Origin of the sequence: Alteromonas profundi, from assembly GCF_010500865.1 — a bacterium.
Taxonomy (GTDB): domain Bacteria; phylum Pseudomonadota; class Gammaproteobacteria; order Enterobacterales; family Alteromonadaceae; genus Alteromonas; species Alteromonas profundi.
The window spans coordinates 198,190-217,171 of sequence record NZ_JAAAWN010000002.1 but is presented as its reverse complement, the minus strand read 5'-3'; the positions used below and the strand labels follow the sequence as shown (position 1 = coordinate 217,171).

Genomic DNA, 18,982 nt, shown 5'->3' with positions numbered 1-18,982 from the left:
TAGGCTTGAAAAACCATTCACAAACTGAACAAGCTATGTTTGATGACCAAGAAGGTTCAGAACCTATATTGGATAAAACCTGGTTGTCCCCTCCCGGTTTCTTTGGGTGGTTTACCCATGTTAACCAACGGCAAATTGGCTTTCGCTTTGTAGTTACCTCCTTAATCTTTTTTGCCCTAGGTGGCCTGTTAGCGCTACTAATGCGCTTACAATTAGTACAGCCAGAAAATACCCTCATGGGGGCTGACTTTTACCACCAAATAATGACCATGCATGGTACCACGATGATGTTTTTCTTCGCAGTTCCCGCGATGGAAGGTTTGGGCATTTATTTGGTTCCCTTGATGCTAGGTACCCGGGACATGTCATTTCCACGGCTAAATGCCTTTGGTTACTATGTTTACCTAATAGCGGGGATCACCCTTTATATAGCGCTGTTTTTAGGAATGGCCCCTGACACGGGATGGTTTAGCTATGTCCCGTTGGCGGGTATCGACTATTCACCCGGACAAGGGGTGAGCTTTTGGACCACCATGATCACGTTCATCGAAATTTCGGCGCTTACCGCTGCGGTTGAGTTAATTGTAACCATACTTAAGCAACGCGCACCGGGGATGACATTAGATCGAATGCCTATCTTTGTATGGTCCATTTTAGTTATGTCTTTTATGATCGTTTTTGCCATGCCCACGGTCATGGTAGGAAGCGTACTGCTTGCCCTAGATCGCACGTTCGAAACCCAGTTTTTCGTTGCCGCTGGTGGCGGTGATCCCCTGCTATGGCAACACTTGTTTTGGTTTTTCGGACACCCTGAAGTGTACATTATTGTGGTACCTGCCCTTGGTATTGTGTCTACGGTTATTTCCACCTTCTGCCAGCGTGAAGTATTTGGTTACACCGCCGTTGTGCTTTCTATGGTAACTATCGGCTTCGTGTCATTCGGCTTGTGGGTACACCATATGTTTACTACAGGTTTACCCCATCTTGGGTTGAGCTTTTTTACCGCGGCCAGCGCTATGATAGCGATCCCCAGTGGCGTACAAATTTTCTGCTGGATAGCCACGCTATGGGGCGCGAAAATCAAATTCAACACACCCATGCTATTTATAATGGGCTTTTTTGCAGTGTTCGTAATTGGCGGTTTAACGGGTGTAATGGCCGCCTCTATCCCATTTGATATGCAAGCCCACGATAGCTACTTTGTGGTGGCGCACTTGCACTACGTATTAATTGGTGGCGCCGTATTGCCCTTTTTTGCGGGACTGTATTATTGGTACCCGAAAATGACAGGTTCTATGCTCAGTGAACGGCTGGGGCGTTGGAGCTTTTGGCTTATATTCATTGGGTTAAATTTAACGTTTTTCCCGATGCATCAATTAGGGCTCGATGGCATGCCCAGACGGGTTTATACCTATTTACATAATATGGGTTGGGGTGAAATTAATTTCTTTGTCACCTGCGCCGCCTTTTTAATGGCCTTTGGTTTCCTACTCACTTTTATCAATGCATTGATAAGCCCTTATCAATCTAGATCGGCTGGGAATAACCCCTGGCATGCCGATACCCTGGAATGGTGGGCAGAATCGCCCCCTCGTAACTTTAATTTTAGACATCTTCCGGTTATCAACAGCCGCACACCGCTTTGGCAAAAAGCGCCATTGCAAAAAGTAACGGGGATCCGCGCAGATAGACGGGAAATCATTATCACGACCCTTCTTGATGCTAAGCCTCAAGGGGTATGTATTATGCCTACTCCCACCTACTGGCCGTTCATTCTTGCACTCACCGTGGGGTTTGGCTTTTTAGGCTTTATGTTTAAACCTATCTTATTTGTGGTTGGTTTCTTTTTAAGCTTTTTTGCAATTGTTGGTTGGCTATGGCCGGCGCGTCCTTGGTTGCACGAGCAGCCGCCCGAAGACGGACATCCAGTAAGGGGGCTACAGTAATGCGCTCACCGAGGAATAATGAACGTAAAACCGCCTATGAAGATGTGGACGTATCTAATTATTCGCGCCATTTAAATGGCCACAATGCGCCAATTTGGTGGGGAATAATTGGGTTGATTTTAATTGAACTGAGTGTGGTTTCCGCATTTACCGTTACCTATCTGTATTTGTATATGCAACATGGCCAATGGCCTCCTGCAGATATCCCGGCTCCCCCCTTGCTTATACCTACCTGGTCCATGCTTTTAATGTTGTTTAGTTGCGTGACTATGTATCTTGCAGGCAAATCAATTGAGAAAAACCAATCTTGGCACTTTGTCATCTATACCTTCGCTTCTGTCATTATGGCGTCGTCAGTACTTTGGATACGCTGGCTACAGTTCGACAACTTTGATATGCGCTGGGATGAACATGTCTATGGGTCTTTATTATGGACCATCTCAGGTTTCCACTTTATCCATATCGTGTCGGCAGCTATCGGAACAGCCGCCATTGGTTGTTTCGGTATGGCGGGTTTTTACACCAAGCAACGACAAATTGGCGTGGTGGTCGATACCATGTATTGGAATTTTGTCGCGTTTGCATGGTTGCCGTTTTATTTAGTGCTCTATTTCTTCCCTAGGTTATAAATAATGACGAAACATGTTTCTGTTAACAAAACGGGTTCTGGTTACCTATGGCGATTTTGGTTTGTGGCTATTGCGGCGTGGGCAGTACAGCTATTTATAAGCTATGCGTTAGTAGAATGGTACTGCGCCCGACCCCACGCGTTTAGCGAGCAAACTGTGCAGTGGATTGTGGGATTGATTACTGTGGCGTGTTTAGCCACCGCACTGATCAACTTGTTCTATGCTCTCCTTTACTATCGTGGCCTTAAGCAACATAAAAGCGATCAATCTCGTCAAATTTTTATGGCCGCGGGCGCATGTTTAATGAGCGGCTTTCTTGCCGTAACAATTGTGATGCAAGGCTTACCAAGCTTACTCCTTGCAGCGTGTAGCAGTGCAGGAGGTTAGTTATGACAATTAGGTTAGTATGTTTGTTGTTAACAGTGGTGCCCTATAGCGCTTTTGCCCACGTAGTTAACATGCCTTTATCTTCACAATACGGCTTTCTAGCGATCGATCCCGTATCTGCGTTGTTATTGCTGATTATTGCCATCTGCTATTTTCGGGGCAGTCGAAAAATAGGTAAGCGTTTAGTATCAAAACAGCAGCAGTACCGTCGACAAACGCGTTGGTTTTGGGGGGGCTGGCTAACCCTTGCCATCGCGCTAGTCTCACCTATCGATACTATCGGAGAGCAGCTTTTTTCAGTCCACATGGTGCAGCATGAAATGCTTATGATGATTGCGGCACCTTTGTTGGTTTTATCCCGGCCAGAACAAACCATATTGCTAGGTGGGCAAGGGTTTATCACGCCTATTATTCACGCTTTTACCGGGCGTTCGTCTCGTATGCTCGGGTTCTACCGAAAATTAGCCAGCCCATTGTGGGGTTGGCTGATACATTTTTTCGGCCTTTGGTTGTGGCATCTGCCCTTTTTATTAAACGCCAGCTTAACTAACTCTTGGGTTCACAGCCTACAACATGCAACGTTCCTACTGATTGCTTGGGTCTTTTGGTATTCCATATTCAGACTTGATAAGTCAAATTCCATGTCGGCAGTTATTTCACTCTTTACCACGGGTATACACGCAAGCTTATTAGGGGCTTTGCTGACATTTTCACCCTCAATTTGGTATAGCCCCTATGCTCACACTACTCAGCAGTGGGGGCTATCTCCTATTGAAGATCAGCAATTAGGTGGACTTATTATGTGGATGCCTGCCGGTATTATTTTCATCCTTGCTGCGCTTGTTACCTTAGCGCGGTTATTACAGTCAACAACTGAGAGAAGTGGAATGCGTGAGGGGGTAAGCGATGAGTAAGGGCCAAACATACCCCACTGCTACTATGCCACGGTTAATCAAGGTAACCGTTAAAGGAGCCGTGAAATGAACAATAAGAATATTTCAAAGGCAGTATTCATCGCCTTAATCGGTATAGGCTTAGCCTCTACCCCTAGCTATGGACGTGCGCTAACTGCGTTCGAAAAAGACGGCAAAAAACTCATGATTACCAAGGGCTGTAGTAGTTGCCATCAACTTACTAAGTTACCTGCAGCCAAAGGCCTTGTAGGGCCGCCCTTAGATAATATGGCCGCGCAAAATTATATTGCTGGCGTGTTACCCAATTCGCGGGAAAATTTAATTCAATTTTTGCTCAACCCGCAAGCGTTTCACCCCGACACAGCGATGCCAACGCCTAACCTTTCAAAGCAAGAGGCTCAACGCATCACGGATTATCTGTGGAAAGAGTAACTTATACCCATGACTAAAAAGATTATTATTAAGCTCAACAAGCGTTTCTACTCTATTGCAGCATTAGTATTGCTTCTAATTAGCGCAGGTGCATTTAGTTTGGTTTATTTTGGTGTTTATAACGTTTCTGCTTTAACCGGCCACACAACGCTGGTGTACAAATTCTTAGAGCATGCACGTATTCAGGCAGTAGACGCACGCATAGACAAAAAGGTGCCGGAACTTTCTGGCTTTGACTGGAAAAATTCCGCGCTAGAAAATTACCAAAGACACTGTATTTCATGTCATGGCGCCCCTGGCGTGGCGCCCGAACCTTTTTCCCTTGGAATGATGCCGCCGCCCAGTGCCATTGTTCGTGTTGCCCGCCAGCGTTCACCCGCGGAACTCTATTGGGTAATAGAAAACGGTATAAAAATGTCGGGAATGCCCGCCTGGAAATATCGACTAAGTAAAGCTGAGATATGGGAGTTAGTTGCACTTATTAAAGTACTCCCTACCCTGTCGAAAGCGCAATACGCTCAGTTAACCGAAAGCCATAGAGACCTTGAGGCAAATGTTACTCAAACGCCACTAGAAAAAAGATTTTCACAGCCAAGAGCAAGACAGGAAATATCGGGGCGGGTGGCGCTGCAACAGTATAATTGTTCAAGTTGCCATGTCATCGATGGTATTGCTTCAGCGAGTTATCACGTAGGCCCACCATTAAATAATATGGTAAACCGACGTTATATAGCGGGTACGTTGCCCACTACACGTGAAAACCTTGTTAAGTGGATCATGAACCCCACCCAATATAAACCGCAAAGCCTAATGCCAGACTTAAACGTAACACGGCCACATGCCGAAGCAATGGTAGATTACTTATACGAAATTTCTGATGCAAGGTAGCTATAGCGCCGTTTTTAGGGTATAACAACGCGCGTTCAATCTCGTCCATTTACACAAATTAACGCGCTAGCATCAGGCGGAACATTTAGTTATGACCTTAGTGAAGGCTTAGGTTACAGTTCTAGCGCCGCTAACTTTTACAACCAAGCCGATGCGTTCACCATTGCTAATGTTTATCAGTCAGACAATACTGGCAAAAGTGATCAACTCGACACTGAGCTGAATTTTGTGGGCTCTTACTATTCAGAATATGTAAATCAGATTAGATTTGGTGTACGTTACTCCCAACGTGATTCTGAAGTATCCGAGCCGTTTTTCGGCATGCTTAACTTTAGTGCCTCCCCCCTACTATCAGATTTCGATATAGGCGTTAACGAAGGCTTCTACTTCACTAATATTCCTGCGTTAGCTAGCACGCTTTTAAATGGCCAGTATCTTCTTGATAGCAACTTTGACCCGGCGGATACTCAGTTTGCCAGTGGCCTGAAAATTGGTTCAGATGACAGCAATCGCCTTGCAGAGTCCAGTGTGGGTGAAGATACCACGGCATTTTATGTAGAAGGTGATTTTGTTTATAGAAATATTGATATCAACGCTGGCGTACGATACGTAAAAACAGATGTAACAGCAGAAGGCGCAGCAAACGTAGATGGCGTCGTCAATGGGGTATCAGAACGTAACAGTTATCATTATTTCTTACCTGCTATCAATATAAAGTATCACTTCACCGATGATCTTTTCTTGCGCGGCGCCTACTCTAAAGCGCTAAGTCGCCCATCGCTCGCAGCCCTTGCACCACGTGAAACGTTTAACTTCACTACCTTAGAAGGTTCTCGAGGTAACCCATCACTAGATCCGTTCCGTGTGGACCAATATGATATCGGCGTTGAATGGTACTTCCACGAACAGGGCTTGATCGCATTAACTTATTTCAATAAAGACTTCTCGAGTTTAGTTGGCTCTGAACGTGTATTTTTATCACGTGAAGTAAGTAACGAGACGGGTACGAGTATGGAGGAGGTCGAATTTACTCAACCTTTTAATACCGGGGAAGGCAGTGTAGATGGCTATGAGCTAACTTTACAGTCGTCACTTTACTTTCTTGGCGAAGAGTTTGAAAATTTTGGATTCACTGTTAACTACACTGACCTCGACTCAGAAGCAGAACTTACTACTCAAAACAGTACGCAGGCGCAACCGTTTCCTAACCTGTCACCCTCAAGCTACAACGCCAGTTTGTACTATGATAACGGTGTTTTTGATGCCAAGCTTAGCTACGCGTGGCGAGATGGTTTCCTTCAAGACGGACTTGATCCTGAAGATAACTTTCCCTTTCAAGAGGATTACGGTCAACTTGATATGACAATGAATTACAACATAACATCGGCAATAAGCCTACAAATGCAAGTGTCTAACTTAACAGATGAAGCGTTGGAATATTCCAGTAGCGTGGTTGACGCCCTCTCATCAAGTATAGATACAGAGCGACGTGTGCTCGTTGGCGTGCGTTATAAATACTAATGTACTAACAAGAAGGCGCACGGCATTTGCTGTGCGCTAAACTGATGGAAAGTCATGACAAATACACGTACTCTTTTGCCAGAATGCAAAAAACACTTATCAATAATCATCTTGTTGTGTATGAATATTATACCCTTCTCTCTTACCGCTGAGCCCCTACAAAACACTTCGCCACTGAGCGAAGTATTTAGTTGTCTAAAGGAGCAAAGAAAGGGGTTATATAGTGCTCACCGGGGCGGAGGGCTAGACCTTAAACTACCCGAAAATTCGTTGAATGCATTTACTCAGATTGATAGCAACAGCATTTATATGGCAGAAACGGATATCGCGCAATCAAAAGAGGGTGTGTTATTCCTTCATCACGACGATACGTTAGACAGAACCACCACTGCAAAAGGTGTCGTCGCTGATGTCTCATGGAGTGAAATTAAACGCAGTTACCTGAAGCTCGATAATGGCGAAGTAACATCATATTCCCCTGTAACATTAGATGAACTGCTTTCTTCTTTACCTAGCAATATCATCATGCAGTTGGATATTAAAAAGGGCGTAGATCTTCATCGTGTCATTGAAAAGGTAATAACGCACAATGTTGAGAAACAGGTTGTTTTTTTGTTGTTTAACAATCGCGATATTGAAAAGCTGTTAACGCGTTTACCTAACGCTACTATAACCACTGTTATCGATTCACGCGCTCGCCTAGCCGAATTACAAAGATTAGGCGCTAAACCGCAACAGCTACACGCTATTTCATATGCCTCCGACACCCCGCCAGCAATGTGGAAAACCCTTAAGCAAAAAGGGATCACTATCGTGGCATCAGTGTTTCCTTTTGAAGAGGCAGAAATGAAAAATTCAGGTCAATTAAGTAAGGTACCCTATGAGGCGCTATTTAATGCTGGCGCTACAATTATTGTGACAAACTACCCGAAGCAGGCTAAAAAAATCTATTCGCCTGACGCCGCGTGTGACTGTACTTGTATAGATAATAACAGCCTTTAAGTTTAGATTGACTTAGCATCTCCGTTCAAAGCTGTACCTTAAGAGCTATACCTTAAAAGCTATGCCTTATGCACTATCCGTTAAAACCTTGCAATTACCAGTGAGTTTAGTAATTATTGATGAAGTTACAATAGTTTATGTAATACAGCCATACATAACAAAAAGGTATTAGGAATAGTACAATGCCCTTACCTGAGTGGGAACAAGCATTACACGTTCGTCGTTTACCTCGCAGTGTTGCTAGAGATGGCGACCACAGAAACCCTTATCAACGTGACAAAGCGCGGGTGCTTCATAGTGCCGCCTTTCGTCGATTACAAGCAAAGACGCAGGTATTAGGCGTAGGGCTGAGTGACTTCTACAGAACACGGCTCACCCACTCCTTAGAAGCTGCGCAAATTGGCACAGGTATAACAGCACAACTGTGTGGCAAATTCTCATCTATTACTGATGCTTTGTGTTTGGATGCTACGTTAATCGAGACCTTATGTTTAGCTCACGACATCGGCCACCCACCCTTTGGTCATGGTGGCGAAGTGGCACTTAATTATATGATGCATGAACATGGTGGTTTCGAAGGCAATGGTCAAACCTTTAGGATCATTACCCAACTTGAACCCTATACTGCTCAGCATGGCATGAACCTTTGCCGCCGAAGTATTCTAGGTTTGGTAAAATACCCCAACTTTTTAGATACCCTTAGTGTCCCACACGTAAATGGATCACGCCCACCATCGCTACGCCAAGTGAAAGCATCACAATGGCACCCTCCTAAAGGGCTATTTCGCTGCGATGAGTCTTTATTTGATTGGCTGCTAGCGCCTTTCAATGCGCATGACAAAGCAATGTTCATGTCTTATAACGAAGTGAACGACAAGCACCATAAAACTCAGTATAAATCATTTGATTGCTCGATAATGGAGTTAGCCGATGATATTGCCTATGGTATTCATGACTTAGAAGATGCCATTGTAATGGATATGGTTAATAAAGCTGATTTTATACACTCGGTAACCACCCCCCTTATTGATTTACAAATACACTGGCTTTCCGAGCATATCGAAGAATTAACCCAGAAGTTATTCAGTTCTGCTCATCATGAGCGAAAAAATGCCATCGGCGCGCTGGTGAATAGCTTTATTACCGCTATTGAAATTGTGCCGGTAGAAGGGTTCTCCCACCCGCTGCTAGCCTACAACGCTAAAATGCCTGATGATTTTCATGAAGCATTAGAACTGTTCAAACGTTTTGTATTGAACAAGGTTATCTGCCGTCCTGATGTGCAGCTTTTAGAGTATAAAGGTCAATTAGTAGTCATGGAGTTATTCGAAGCCTTTAGCTCTGACCCCGAACGATTATTACCTGAAAACACGCAGGAGCGCTGGGTTAAAGCTGCCGAGAATGGCAATGGTATGCGAGTGCTGGCCGACTATATTTCGGGTATGACCGATGAATTTGCTTCACGCTTATACGCCACTATGTTTGCGCCAAAACATGGCGGTATACAAGACGGATTCCACATTTAATTGATAGTTATTTCATCTACCGTGCACTACTTTAGCCTGCGCCCGGGTACTTGACCTCGCCTATTTAATATCACGTACTGAAATTATTATTGGCATAGCGCGGTCTTGTGTTATTACCAAGATACCGCATTACAACGAACTAACACGCGATACCAAGCGTATTACGTAGTTATAATCGGTATTACGATAATATTTTGTCTAGGTCATGTTATGTCTAAACCTTTTAAGCCTTCGGTATCACTTACCGATAATGATGTCACCGCCCAGTCGGTATACCTTAACCGTAGGCAATTACTGAAAACAATGGGATTTTTAGGTGCTTCCACGTTACTTGCACCCTCTGCCTCTGCGTCAATATGGCCGTGGAGCGATGACAAGCCACACGCAAAACGCACTGCCTTGTCGTATTCCCAACCCAGCCAATATCAACTTGCCGACACCAAAACACCAGAGCAAAAGGTGGTGTCGTATAATAATTTTTATGAATTTGGTACATCTAAAGACGCTCCGGTTGAAAACGCATCAACGTTTAAAACCAACCCTTGGACATTAAAAATTGATGGGTTAGTTAACAAGCCTATCGAACTCGACCATGATGCTCTTACCCAACGATTTCCGCTGGAAGAGCGAATTTACCGCCTTCGCTGTGTAGAAGCCTGGTCGATGGTAGTACCTTGGATTGGTTTTGAACTGGCCAGTTTATTGAAATTAGCTGAGCCTTTGTCGTCGGCCAAATATGTGGCATTTGAAACTCTCTACGACCCAGAAGAAATGCCGGGGCAAAAGAATCGATTTGTGGGGGGTGGTATAGCATACCCGTATGTAGAAGGGCTAAGGCTAGATGAGGCCATGCACCCTCTTACATTAATGTCGGTGGGACTTTATGGGAAAACGCTTCCCCCGCAAAATGGCGCGCCTATACGCTTAGTTGTACCGTGGAAATATGGCTTTAAGAGCATTAAGTCAATTGTGCGTATTCGCCTTACCAATAAACAACCTCCTACTACGTGGAATAGGCTAGCAGCGAATGAATATGGTTTTTATGCAAATGTGAATCCAAAGGTCGCCCATCCCCGTTGGAGCCAAGCCAGTGAACGTAGGATCACCACTGGGGGTTTATTAGCAAAAAACCGGATACCTACCCAAATGTTCAATGGGTATAGCGAAGTGGCTTCACTATACAAAGATATGAACTTAACAAGATTCTACTGATGACAGTACGCCGTACCCCACCTCTTCGCTTTTCTACTTTCACCCGCCGTGGGCTGAAAGCCATGATACACCTTTTAGCCAGTGGCTATTTAGGGTTACTTTTTTATGCTGGCATTAAGGGGCAGTTAGGCCCAGATCCTGTTGAAACCTTACTCAATGAAACTGGCATATGGGCCATCCATATACTTATTATTACTTTGTTTCTCAGCCCACTAGCCAAATGGTTACCCAGTCCTGAGCCAATAAAATTCAGGCGTATGCTAGGCATTTATGTGTTTGTTTATGCTTTGGCGCATTTTTCTACTTACATATTATTTGAGCTACAGCTAGATATGGCACTAGTAGTAGGTGAACTAACTAAGCGCCCTTATATAATGGTGGGAATGGTTGCGCTACTTTTACTGCTAGCGCTTACCCTAACCTCAATACAGGCTTTACGGCGCAAGATGGGCAAAAACTGGCAACGTCTACACAACCTTATCTATTTAATATTACCCTTAGCGGTACTCCATTTTACCTGGTCCCAAAAGACCTTCTGGCAAGAGCCCGTTTTCTATTGGATAGTAACGGCTATTATTCTTAGCATGCGCTTAAAAGAGAAAAGGATATTCCAACGCGTCCGAGTGCCCCCCCGCACGGAGGGGAGTAGGACAAGATGAGGTTGTAGACGAGCCAAAAAGTAAAGCGAAACCTAGCGGGTATTTTATGTAAGCCAATAAATAATCGCTGCGTAGCGAAGGGTCTTTACGATGCTCACCACACAGACAAAAAACACTTTATTTATACGTAATACACCACTTAATAAGGTTAACGGGTCGCCAATTACAGGCACCCAGCACAAAATTAAGCTCCACTTACCCCATCTTTCAAATATCGTTTGGCTACGCGCAAACTGCTTTGGCGACATTCGAAGTACAGACAAGGCGATGCTTTTTCCAAAGCGATAACCTAGCAAGTAATTAATAATAGCGCCTAAAATGTTTCCTATGCTGGCATAAAGAAGTAAAAGCGATGGCATCATCCCGATGGTTAATAAGCCCGCTAACACCACCTCTGAGCTAAAAGGTAATATTGTTGCGGCAAGCATCGCCGCCAAAAACATTCCCCAATAACCCCATTCGATAAAGTAAGACACAAGAATCACGCTCGTTTAGTACGGCTTTTTGACAGCGACCAATAGTACGCAATTTGTCGACAAAAGAAACACTTGCCCAGTTCATAGGCAATAACAAAGCAATATCTGCTGCGTATTGCTTGAAAAAAACACAATTTATACTTGCAATAGCAGCCAACTCAAACTACTGTATATGCATACATACTGTATGTGAAAACAGTTACCCGGCACTTTTGTTTAAAGATAAAGAGGCAAACCAATGAATATATCATCACTTGAAAGGCTTAACGCATTGCGCGCTTGCGCGTCTAATCTAGTGCAGTTGCCCTTACCGTTTGAAGGCTATCCAGGTGAAGGAAATAGTCATGGCGGCAAAGGCTGGAGTTATTTATTGTCTAGTTCTGTTTCTTTTAAAAAAGATGTCCATCACGCTATACGTATCCAAAAGCCAGAAAAAGAAAAGATGCCAGAGTGGATAAGTCGCTTAATCACTGGGGGCCAGTGCAAAACCCTCTATGTTGAGGATCTCGACCTTGACTTGCAGCCCACAGATAGTGAAATGATCAGAAAACTATGTACGCTGTATTCGGTTTCACTTATTAACGTACGTATTGAATCTGACAGTGCAAAAGTAGCCGTAGGGCCGTGGTAATTTGAATAATTTCTCGTTAGCATAGCCGCCCTCAAAAGCGTTGTTAACTAGGTCTTATTATATGCGTTGTTATTGTTGTTCTGCGTTGCCCTATTCGGCATGTTGCGAGCCCTTTCTAACTAACCGTGAGCTTCCCAGCACACCTGAGCAACTTATGCGCAGTCGATTTTCTGCTTATGCGGTACGCAATTTTGGGTATGTACTTGCTACCTATAGTCGAGAAAAACGAGGCGGATTAACTATTGATCAGTTAACGAAGAGTGCGGGAGAGGCAAAATGGTTTGCCTTGCAGGTTGTAGATAGCACATATGTTCAGCCTACATCGTCTGAAAGCAGCAGACTTTCTACCTTGCCAGGCAGTGTAGAAGCCAACGCTCAAAAAAACACCCCCATGCAAGGTACAGTGGAGTTCACTGCCTATTACTTTGAAGAGAGAAGTCTATTTCAACTTCATGAGACATCAAACTTCGTAATGGAAAATGGCCAATGGTACTATCACGATGGTTTACTTCATGGTGATTGCGGTAAATTAAAATATGGCAGAAACCTTCCCTGTTTATGTAATAGCGGCAAAAAATTTAAACAATGTTGCGCAACTAAATTACGCTAATTTAGGCAAAAGCGCTTTTAAAACATAGCTTTTAAATACATAGAATGTAAACATAAAGTATTTAGAAGCGGAGAAAATACTGCGCATAGATTCACACTAAAATGCTATTGCGGCTGGGGATATACCGGTATATTCAATGCTGCGCCAATGCTATCTACCACGCGAGCAATGCCTACGACTTCGCCCTGCACGTTCTTTCTCCAAATACAGGAAAGTACTGTACTTCCTTTTCTTAATTTGCACTGCCACTTGCTGCATTCAGGTTTGAGTGGATGATAGTCGCTTTCTATTTCCCAGCCGTTTTCAACGTAATCATTAATAAGAGTTTCAAACGCATTAAAAGGAATATGTTGAATTATATGCCAATCTTTTGAACGGAATTTACGGGCAATAAAGCGGCATTTAAGTGTTATAAAAAAGTCCATTTCTCACAACCTAGTGTAGTGCATAGAGCGCGTAGTTATTGAAAGTAAGCACGATAGCGGTGCGCCGTATAAATTATAGCTTAGCACAAGGCTTGGCAGAAGGTATGTAATAGGATGGGGAAAATATGCTCCATAAATTGCACGTTGCATAGTGCGGCCCTTCCACGTTACCCGCCGAGCCTGCTTTATGCGAGTAGCAATGACTCATCTATGGGGTAGTAGAAAGAAGCGGCATTTACCAATGACGCCGCGGTAAGTGCGGGTACTCCATACACCTCCACCCGCTTCTTTTTATCTTGCACGAGTTTATTCACCAGAATATCGAAGTCGCCGTCCCCTGATACAAGAATAATAACATCGGCGTTAGGGGCTGTATCCATGATATCTATGGTAATGCCCACGTCCCAATCTCCTTTCGCAGACCCATCTGCGCGTTGAATAAAGGGTTTTAATTTCACATTGAAACCAATCGCTCGAAGGATATTCTGAAACTCTAATTGTTTTTTATCGCCCCTATCGGTGGCATAGGCATTAGCGCAAATTACTTCTCTTTCGTGGGTAGCCTTACGCCAGAAGTGGTTGTAATCAAAATTTTTCTTGTAGGTTTGACGAGAGGTGTAATAAACGTTTTGGATATCGACAAAAATAGCGACCTTTTCCATAGCACTAGAGACTCTTGGGGGCGTTTAAAGTAGCAATAGTACCATGGGATGCTCGTACCCTTCACTTTTCTCGCTTATGTATTTTGCATATGACCGCCATAGGAGCTTATTGCAAAGGCCCGTCATAGTGCAGACTCGTTTAGTTCATTACCAACGCCTAAACTGTAATTGTGCTACACAGTAGTTAAAAAGGTTTACCTTTATAGAAGCGCGTGGTGGCAATATTAAGCATTGGATAATCTTCTTCTGTATCGCCATAGGCAATAATATTGTGATAGTGCTGGAGATTTAGCCGCTGTTTGATATGGATGACTTTTCTTATTCCGCTGCAATCGCCCTTTACGTAAGAGCCGGTTAGCTTCCCCTTACGCACTGCTAATTCACTACAAATTACTTCTACACCCAAACCCTGGCACCAAATATTCAGGTACGGTGAAAGTGACGCCGATACCACGATAACGCGATCTCCCTTTTCTTTGTGCTGCGCTATTTTATCGAGAACCGGCTTGCGCATAACAGTGGGAAGGTAGTGGCAAACAAACCCTTGTGCTTTGGCGTTTATATGCTTTTCACAAACCCCGGCAAACGCCACTTTTGAAACTAGAGGCCGCATACGCGACGCCGGTAACACGCCCAACTTATATAGTATAAAAGCGGGTAGAATAAATATCCCCCCCACAATTAGCCTTGCGGGGCTTGCGCTTGACACTATAAATTTAGTAAACGTATCTTTATTTGTAATGGTTCCGTCAAAATCAAAAAGTACAAGGTTCATAATAAAACGCCACTTTCAAAAAAGTTAACTATTATTCTGTTTCATTTTCTAAGTAAATTAGCTTTTCGCGTTTTAAATGCGTTGTTTTTAACGTTTTCTTACACGCTCACTTCAAGCACTATACTTCGCATTTTATAGAGCTTTTTCTAGCTGTTCATTGGCTTCGCGCTCATCGGCTACACTATCATACGTATCCGCTTTATTCGGGTAATTTTTACCATTTAATGTAAAGGTTTCGAGGATCGATTCAACGTCCCTTTTTTGTCAAGCGAACCTGTTAGCAATGAGAACGCAGCATTTGCGTGTATAGACGTAGTAAATAGCCGTATTTGTTTAGCAATTGAGAAGCGAGATTATCTATAGAGGTAAGAATATAACCCGCTACCGCATCGCTATTGATGATATGTATGTATAAGACCGTTAATTTTATATAGCGGATAAGTGAAGAGGCGTCTATTTCATGAACGTACTAGCCAACGTCTATCTTCAATGATACCCAGGATAGCAGTAGCAACCGTTTCGTTTTCATAGTCCTTCTTTTTTCGATGAGCCATTGCTGCCATCTCAGCACGGGTATTAAGTTGCTGTACTAAGGTTTCACTTAATAGCTTAAGTTGCACATCATTGAGCTCGTTCAACGGAAGCTTACCGTGGGTGTATAAAGCGAGTATAACTTCACTGCAGGCTTCTCGTTTCGCCTGAAACGAGGCCTTTTGCCACGCTTGCATATTGGCCTCGTGCAATGGGCTTGTATAACCCTCTCCGTTAAATACTAAAGTAGCAGAACGCCCTTCGTTTGTAGAAGCATGGGCAGTAGCCACCGCGTTATCATTGCCACATGCCGATAGCACAGCAACAACGCTAAACAGAATACAATATTTCATTATCAGTCCTTGATAAAGTTACTTAAAAGTAAAGGATAGAACGAACCTATAGCAATGCGTAATTTCTTCTGTTCACTCTGTAGGTAAATGGGTAAACCAATAACAACCATCCCATTGACGTCAAACACGTTGACGTTAAAGAAAATGCATAGATTATACCAATGGAGGCCCAAGCGAGGGCATTAAGACAACAGGTTCTAGTTCTCAAGTTATTCTTGAATGCCTACCCCCTTATTCTCACTTCCCGAATATACAGTTTTCGCCCTTGCGCCTAAGGCTAATTGCGGATGTTTTCGGGGGACCTACGGGACGCTTCTCATGTTTGCGTTAATTGATTGTACGCAGCAACATTAATGGCAATATTAGTTTAGATAATGCCATTAATGGCATGTTTCGATGCAGTTTGTACAGTACTCTGCTCACTCATAGTGCATGTGACTGCATTGATAGTGGCAAAAGCTTCCTTATTTTCAGACCCTGTGAAGATTTTTCACAAAGCGATTATAATTTTTTTTGCCAAAAGACTGCACTTCCGGCGCTAGGATCGAGTTCATAGTCAGAAAAACCAAACTTTTGATACGCCGCTTTTGCAACGTGATTACAGGTTAAAACTTCCAAGGTGATTTTGCAACACCCTTTCCCATTAGCAATTTCTTCAACTTTTTCAAGTAGTTTTTGACTTAAGCCCATTCCCCTATAGCTTGCTATTACACCCATATCGTGAATATTCACCAGCGGTTTACATGCAAAGGTAGAAAAGCCTTCAAAGCAATTGGCGAGGCCCGCTGGTTTACCATCAACGTAGGCTAAAACCGTGAATGCGTGGGGTAGTTTTGCCAAATGTGACACCAGATTGCTGTATACCTCGGTATCTAATGCGCTATTCCCTCCCATGGGATCTTTCGCATATTCATTCAATAAAAAAGGAATATCTTGCTGATGATGACTATTTTGGTAGTCGGCTTGAATAATATCTATCTTCATTGCTATTGCTTATCGTGATCATCTTGGCGTTACACACTAGCGAAGTGGTGGGAGTATTTCAATTTCAAAGTAAAAAGAAGACGTTGGCAAGAACGGTAAAAAAAGGCGCAAGTGTTAACGATTACACCAGCGCATCTTGTATACCTACGCGTTAACCTTATGGCCTAAACCGGATTCTAACAGCGTGATTCGTCGTACCTAGTTTGCTTTAGTGAGCGTCTCGGCAAGCGCATAATTACCTTGCGACAACGCGATATCGGCCACGGAATTTCCCGATTTATCTTTATGTAGAGGGTTAGCGCCTTTAGCAAGTAGGGACTGTACAATATCAGTACGGTCAAACAAACTGGCAAACATTAAGGCTGTTTGGCCTTGCGCGTTAGTTTCGTCAACGTCGCAATCGGCAAACACAAGTTGCTTTGCTACCTGCACATGCCCTTTGAATATGGCCCCCATCAGCGCCGTATTACCACGGGCATCTTCTTGGCATGGGTTCGCGTGAGCGTGTTTTATTAAATATGTTACCGTATCGTTATGGCCATGATAAGCAGCAAGGATAAGCGCTGTATAGCCTTTTTCATCGGCTACGTTTACATTTAACCCCGCCTCATAGAATGTTTGCAATACTGCTTGATTACCGGTTCGAGCGGCATCGAAATAGCGCGTTTTTAGGCTATCTAGCGTGCTATCAGCGTAGCTATGGAAGCTGATAATTAACATTGCACCTAGCATCGAAATCGTTTTCATTAACCCCATCTTTAGTTCTCTCCTGCTGGATGACTTACATAAAATGATAAAACTACGTAATTAAGAGGAAAGCGTGTTCAGATTGAACACGCCTTCGTTTTACATCGGTTATTGCATTAGCGCTGTAAGGCTTTCAGCTACTTTTTTAGCTTTTGCCGCACGTTCAGCTTGTTGCTGCATTAATGCTTTGGCTGTTTCACGTACTCGCGACATAGGTGCCTTAGCTATCTTTGCAACACCTTTTCCGTAGTCTTTATCCGCGTTGTACATAAAGGCACTGATAATGACACGAATTTCTTCTTCAGGTACGGAAGCTAATGCGCCCCCTAAGTTACTTATTAAATGTTGCTGTCCTTCCCTCGACAGGCCTCTGAAAAACTCGCCCGCTTGTTTGAAGTTTTGCTCTTTGTAATAAGGTATTTGTTGCGTCATACCCGCTAGTGGTTTGCTTGAATAACGAAACGCTGGGTCTTCATTAAGATCAAGACGACGGCTTGGTTGATAGTTAACGTCGCGCGCCGAACTTGTAGTACGTAGCTTTCCGTGTTGCTCATGATTGTCTATCTGGGCGTTTTTCGGTGAGTTAACCGGGATCCGATAGGCATTCACACCAAGACGATAACGCTGTGTATCAGCATACGAGAACAAACGCCCCTGCAACATACGATCTTCAGATGGCTCAATACCAGGTATCAAGTTACTTGGTGCAAATGCTGCTTGCTCTGTTTCCTCAAAGAAATTATCCGGTACACGGTTTAATACTAAGCGACCAATTTTACGCGCTGGCACAAGTGATTCAGGCCAAATTTTCGTGGTATCAAGGGGATTAAACTCAAAATCGTCTAGCTGCTCAGGCGCTAATTCTTGTAAATAGAGATCCCATGATGCTGTTTCACCTTTCTCACCAATACGTGTATAAACATCCGTGGTGTGAGGCTGCATATCTACGCCCTGCATCTTCATCGCTTCTTCATTAGTAAAGTTCTTAATAGGCTGATTAGCTTTCCAAGTAAACTTCACATACTTGTAGTTACCCTCTTCATCCACAAACTTAAAGGCATGCACCCCTGAACCATCCATATTTAAGTAACTTGCCGGCGTACCGTAATCAGAAAACAACATACTTAGCGTATGCGTCGACTCTGGAACATGAGAAAAGAAATCGAAAATACGTTTTGCTTCTTGCTTATTTGTAACCGGTGAAGGTTTAAATGCGTGAACCATATCTGGGAATTTAATCGCATCGCGAATAAAGAACACAGGGAAATTATTACCCACCAGATCCCAGTTGCCTTGTTCAGTATAAAACTTCACCGCAAATCCACGTGGATCTCGTAATGTCTCAGGAGACAAGTGACCGTGAACAACGGATGAGAAACGTACAAACACTTCTGTTTTTTTGCCTTCGGATTGAAAAGGTGCAGCAACAGTATCGTCAGACAAATCTACGTAGTTTTCATAATAACCATGAATACCAACACCGCGAGCATGAACCACCCTCTCCGGGATACGCTCACGGTCAAACGCTGCCAGCTTTTCAATTAAATGTGAGTCTTGCAGTAAAACAGGGCCCCAAGGGCCTGCAGTTTGTGAATTTTGGTTGTCGCCTACTGGCGCTCCATTTTGTCGTGTAAGGGTATCGGCGCCTGCGCCCATAGACAACATTCCCGCG

At 43.7% G+C, this 18,982-nt stretch carries 21 protein-coding genes; 13 read left to right on the top strand and 8 right to left on the bottom strand.

Annotation, left to right across the window (positions count from 1 at the left end):
* Window positions 1-5: 5 nt before the first annotated feature.
* From ctaD to GTH32_RS02495, 11 genes are all read left to right on the top strand, one after another.
* Window positions 6-1,946: a cytochrome c oxidase subunit I gene (gene ctaD, locus GTH32_RS02545; RefSeq protein WP_163083657.1), complete on the top strand. Its 1,941-nt coding sequence runs from the start codon at window positions 6-8 to the stop codon at window positions 1,944-1,946.
* The gene (locus tag GTH32_RS02540) at window positions 1,946-2,575 is read left to right on the top strand and encodes a cytochrome c oxidase subunit 3 (protein ID WP_163083656.1); all 630 of its coding nucleotides are present in this window, start codon (window positions 1,946-1,948) and stop codon (window positions 2,573-2,575) included. Before ctaD ends, GTH32_RS02540 begins: the two co-directional genes overlap by 1 nt.
* A 3-nt stretch (window positions 2,576-2,578) precedes the next feature.
* Complete coding sequence (locus tag GTH32_RS02535; protein WP_163083655.1) at window positions 2,579-2,962, top strand: hypothetical protein; 384 nt, start codon at window positions 2,579-2,581, stop codon at window positions 2,960-2,962.
* A gap of 2 nt (window positions 2,963-2,964) precedes the next feature.
* Window positions 2,965-3,876, top strand: coding sequence for a cytochrome c oxidase assembly protein (locus tag GTH32_RS02530; protein WP_163083654.1), 912 nt, complete (start codon window positions 2,965-2,967; stop codon window positions 3,874-3,876).
* 66 nt (window positions 3,877-3,942) lie between these two features.
* A complete protein-coding gene (locus GTH32_RS02525; RefSeq protein WP_163083653.1) occupies window positions 3,943-4,308 on the top strand; it encodes a c-type cytochrome in 366 nt (121 codons plus the stop codon).
* 9 nt (window positions 4,309-4,317) lie between these two features.
* Entirely contained in the window at window positions 4,318-5,196 is an 879-nt protein-coding gene (locus GTH32_RS02520; protein ID WP_163083652.1) for a c-type cytochrome, read from the top strand.
* A gap of 21 nt (window positions 5,197-5,217) precedes the next feature.
* Window positions 5,218-6,717 carry a TonB-dependent receptor domain-containing protein gene (locus GTH32_RS02515; protein ID WP_163083718.1) on the top strand — a complete coding sequence of 500 codons (1,500 nt, stop codon included), beginning with the start codon at window positions 5,218-5,220 and terminating at the stop codon, window positions 6,715-6,717.
* Window positions 6,718-6,771: 54 nt separating this feature from the next.
* Window positions 6,772-7,719: a glycerophosphodiester phosphodiesterase family protein gene (locus tag GTH32_RS02510; RefSeq protein ID WP_163083651.1), complete on the top strand. Its 948-nt coding sequence runs from the start codon at window positions 6,772-6,774 to the stop codon at window positions 7,717-7,719.
* A gap of 182 nt (window positions 7,720-7,901) precedes the next feature.
* The gene (locus GTH32_RS02505; protein WP_163083650.1) at window positions 7,902-9,245 is read left to right on the top strand and encodes an anti-phage deoxyguanosine triphosphatase; all 1,344 of its coding nucleotides are present in this window, start codon (window positions 7,902-7,904) and stop codon (window positions 9,243-9,245) included.
* Between the two features lie 210 nt (window positions 9,246-9,455).
* Window positions 9,456-10,457: a protein-methionine-sulfoxide reductase catalytic subunit MsrP gene (gene msrP, locus GTH32_RS02500; RefSeq protein WP_163083649.1), complete on the top strand. Its 1,002-nt coding sequence runs from the start codon at window positions 9,456-9,458 to the stop codon at window positions 10,455-10,457.
* Complete coding sequence (locus GTH32_RS02495) at window positions 10,457-11,116, top strand: protein-methionine-sulfoxide reductase heme-binding subunit MsrQ (protein ID WP_163083648.1); 660 nt, start codon at window positions 10,457-10,459, stop codon at window positions 11,114-11,116. The genes msrP and GTH32_RS02495 overlap by 1 nt, the downstream gene beginning before the upstream one ends.
* Window positions 11,117-11,160: 44 nt before the next feature.
* Here GTH32_RS02495 and GTH32_RS02490 read toward each other — a convergent pair whose 3' ends face one another.
* Window positions 11,161-11,592 (bottom strand): YqaA family protein, encoded by a 432-nt coding sequence (locus GTH32_RS02490; RefSeq protein WP_343033376.1) that lies wholly within the window; start codon window positions 11,590-11,592, stop codon window positions 11,161-11,163.
* A gap of 238 nt (window positions 11,593-11,830) precedes the next feature.
* Between GTH32_RS02490 and GTH32_RS02485 the strand changes: the two genes are divergently transcribed.
* Window positions 11,831-12,223, top strand: coding sequence for a deoxyguanosinetriphosphate triphosphohydrolase (locus GTH32_RS02485; protein WP_163083647.1), 393 nt, complete (start codon window positions 11,831-11,833; stop codon window positions 12,221-12,223).
* A gap of 61 nt (window positions 12,224-12,284) precedes the next feature.
* Complete coding sequence (locus tag GTH32_RS02480; RefSeq protein ID WP_163083646.1) at window positions 12,285-12,833, top strand: YchJ family protein; 549 nt, start codon at window positions 12,285-12,287, stop codon at window positions 12,831-12,833.
* A 104-nt stretch (window positions 12,834-12,937) separates the two neighbouring features.
* On the opposite strand, the gene GTH32_RS02475 is transcribed toward GTH32_RS02480, so the two are convergent.
* The 7 genes from GTH32_RS02475 to GTH32_RS02445 form a co-directional block, all read right to left on the bottom strand.
* A complete protein-coding gene (locus GTH32_RS02475) occupies window positions 12,938-13,258 on the bottom strand; it encodes a hypothetical protein (protein ID WP_163083645.1) in 321 nt (106 codons plus the stop codon).
* Between the two features lie 185 nt (window positions 13,259-13,443).
* Window positions 13,444-13,920, bottom strand: a complete 477-nt coding sequence (locus GTH32_RS02470) for a LabA-like NYN domain-containing protein (protein WP_163083644.1) — start codon at window positions 13,918-13,920, stop codon at window positions 13,444-13,446.
* Between the two features lie 184 nt (window positions 13,921-14,104).
* Window positions 14,105-14,695: an HAD-IB family hydrolase gene (locus tag GTH32_RS02465; protein ID WP_163083643.1), complete on the bottom strand. Its 591-nt coding sequence runs from the start codon at window positions 14,693-14,695 to the stop codon at window positions 14,105-14,107.
* Window positions 14,696-15,153: 458 nt separating this feature from the next.
* Window positions 15,154-15,579 carry a hypothetical protein gene (locus GTH32_RS02460; RefSeq protein ID WP_163083642.1) on the bottom strand — a complete coding sequence of 142 codons (426 nt, stop codon included), beginning with the start codon at window positions 15,577-15,579 and terminating at the stop codon, window positions 15,154-15,156.
* Window positions 15,580-16,080: 501 nt separating this feature from the next.
* Window positions 16,081-16,563: a GNAT family N-acetyltransferase gene (locus GTH32_RS02455; RefSeq protein ID WP_163083641.1), complete on the bottom strand. Its 483-nt coding sequence runs from the start codon at window positions 16,561-16,563 to the stop codon at window positions 16,081-16,083.
* 198 nt (window positions 16,564-16,761) lie between these two features.
* Entirely contained in the window at window positions 16,762-17,295 is a 534-nt protein-coding gene (locus tag GTH32_RS02450; RefSeq protein WP_246223121.1) for an ankyrin repeat domain-containing protein, read from the bottom strand.
* Window positions 17,296-17,418: 123 nt separating this feature from the next.
* On the bottom strand, window positions 17,419-18,975 hold the full coding sequence (locus tag GTH32_RS02445; protein WP_281360010.1) for a catalase: 1,557 nt from the start codon (window positions 18,973-18,975) through the stop codon (window positions 17,419-17,421).
* Between the last annotated feature and the right edge of the window lie 7 nt (window positions 18,976-18,982).

Coding starts and splice junctions, on each gene's coding strand:
- GTH32_RS02540 (WP_163083656.1), top strand. CDS start 1,946: ATGCGCTCACCGAGGAATAATGAACGTAAAACCGCCTATGAAGATGTG.
- GTH32_RS02535 (WP_163083655.1), top strand. CDS start 2,579: ATGACGAAACATGTTTCTGTTAACAAAACGGGTTCTGGTTACCTATGG.
- GTH32_RS02530 (WP_163083654.1), top strand. CDS start 2,965: ATGACAATTAGGTTAGTATGTTTGTTGTTAACAGTGGTGCCCTATAGC.
- GTH32_RS02525 (WP_163083653.1), top strand. CDS start 3,943: ATGAACAATAAGAATATTTCAAAGGCAGTATTCATCGCCTTAATCGGT.
- GTH32_RS02520 (WP_163083652.1), top strand. CDS start 4,318: ATGACTAAAAAGATTATTATTAAGCTCAACAAGCGTTTCTACTCTATT.
- GTH32_RS02510 (WP_163083651.1), top strand. CDS start 6,772: ATGACAAATACACGTACTCTTTTGCCAGAATGCAAAAAACACTTATCA.
- GTH32_RS02505 (WP_163083650.1), top strand. CDS start 7,902: ATGCCCTTACCTGAGTGGGAACAAGCATTACACGTTCGTCGTTTACCT.
- msrP (WP_163083649.1), top strand. CDS start 9,456: ATGTCTAAACCTTTTAAGCCTTCGGTATCACTTACCGATAATGATGTC.
- GTH32_RS02495 (WP_163083648.1), top strand. CDS start 10,457: ATGACAGTACGCCGTACCCCACCTCTTCGCTTTTCTACTTTCACCCGC.
- GTH32_RS02485 (WP_163083647.1), top strand. CDS start 11,831: ATGAATATATCATCACTTGAAAGGCTTAACGCATTGCGCGCTTGCGCG.
- GTH32_RS02480 (WP_163083646.1), top strand. CDS start 12,285: ATGCGTTGTTATTGTTGTTCTGCGTTGCCCTATTCGGCATGTTGCGAG.
- GTH32_RS02475 (WP_163083645.1), bottom strand. CDS start 13,258: ATGGACTTTTTTATAACACTTAAATGCCGCTTTATTGCCCGTAAATTC.
- GTH32_RS02470 (WP_163083644.1), bottom strand. CDS start 13,920: ATGGAAAAGGTCGCTATTTTTGTCGATATCCAAAACGTTTATTACACC.
- GTH32_RS02465 (WP_163083643.1), bottom strand. CDS start 14,695: ATGAACCTTGTACTTTTTGATTTTGACGGAACCATTACAAATAAAGAT.
- GTH32_RS02460 (WP_163083642.1), bottom strand. CDS start 15,579: ATGAAATATTGTATTCTGTTTAGCGTTGTTGCTGTGCTATCGGCATGT.
- GTH32_RS02455 (WP_163083641.1), bottom strand. CDS start 16,563: ATGAAGATAGATATTATTCAAGCCGACTACCAAAATAGTCATCATCAG.
- GTH32_RS02450 (WP_246223121.1), bottom strand. CDS start 17,295: ATGCTAGGTGCAATGTTAATTATCAGCTTCCATAGCTACGCTGATAGC.
- GTH32_RS02445 (WP_281360010.1), bottom strand. CDS start 18,975: ATGTTGTCTATGGGCGCAGGCGCCGATACCCTTACACGACAAAATGGA.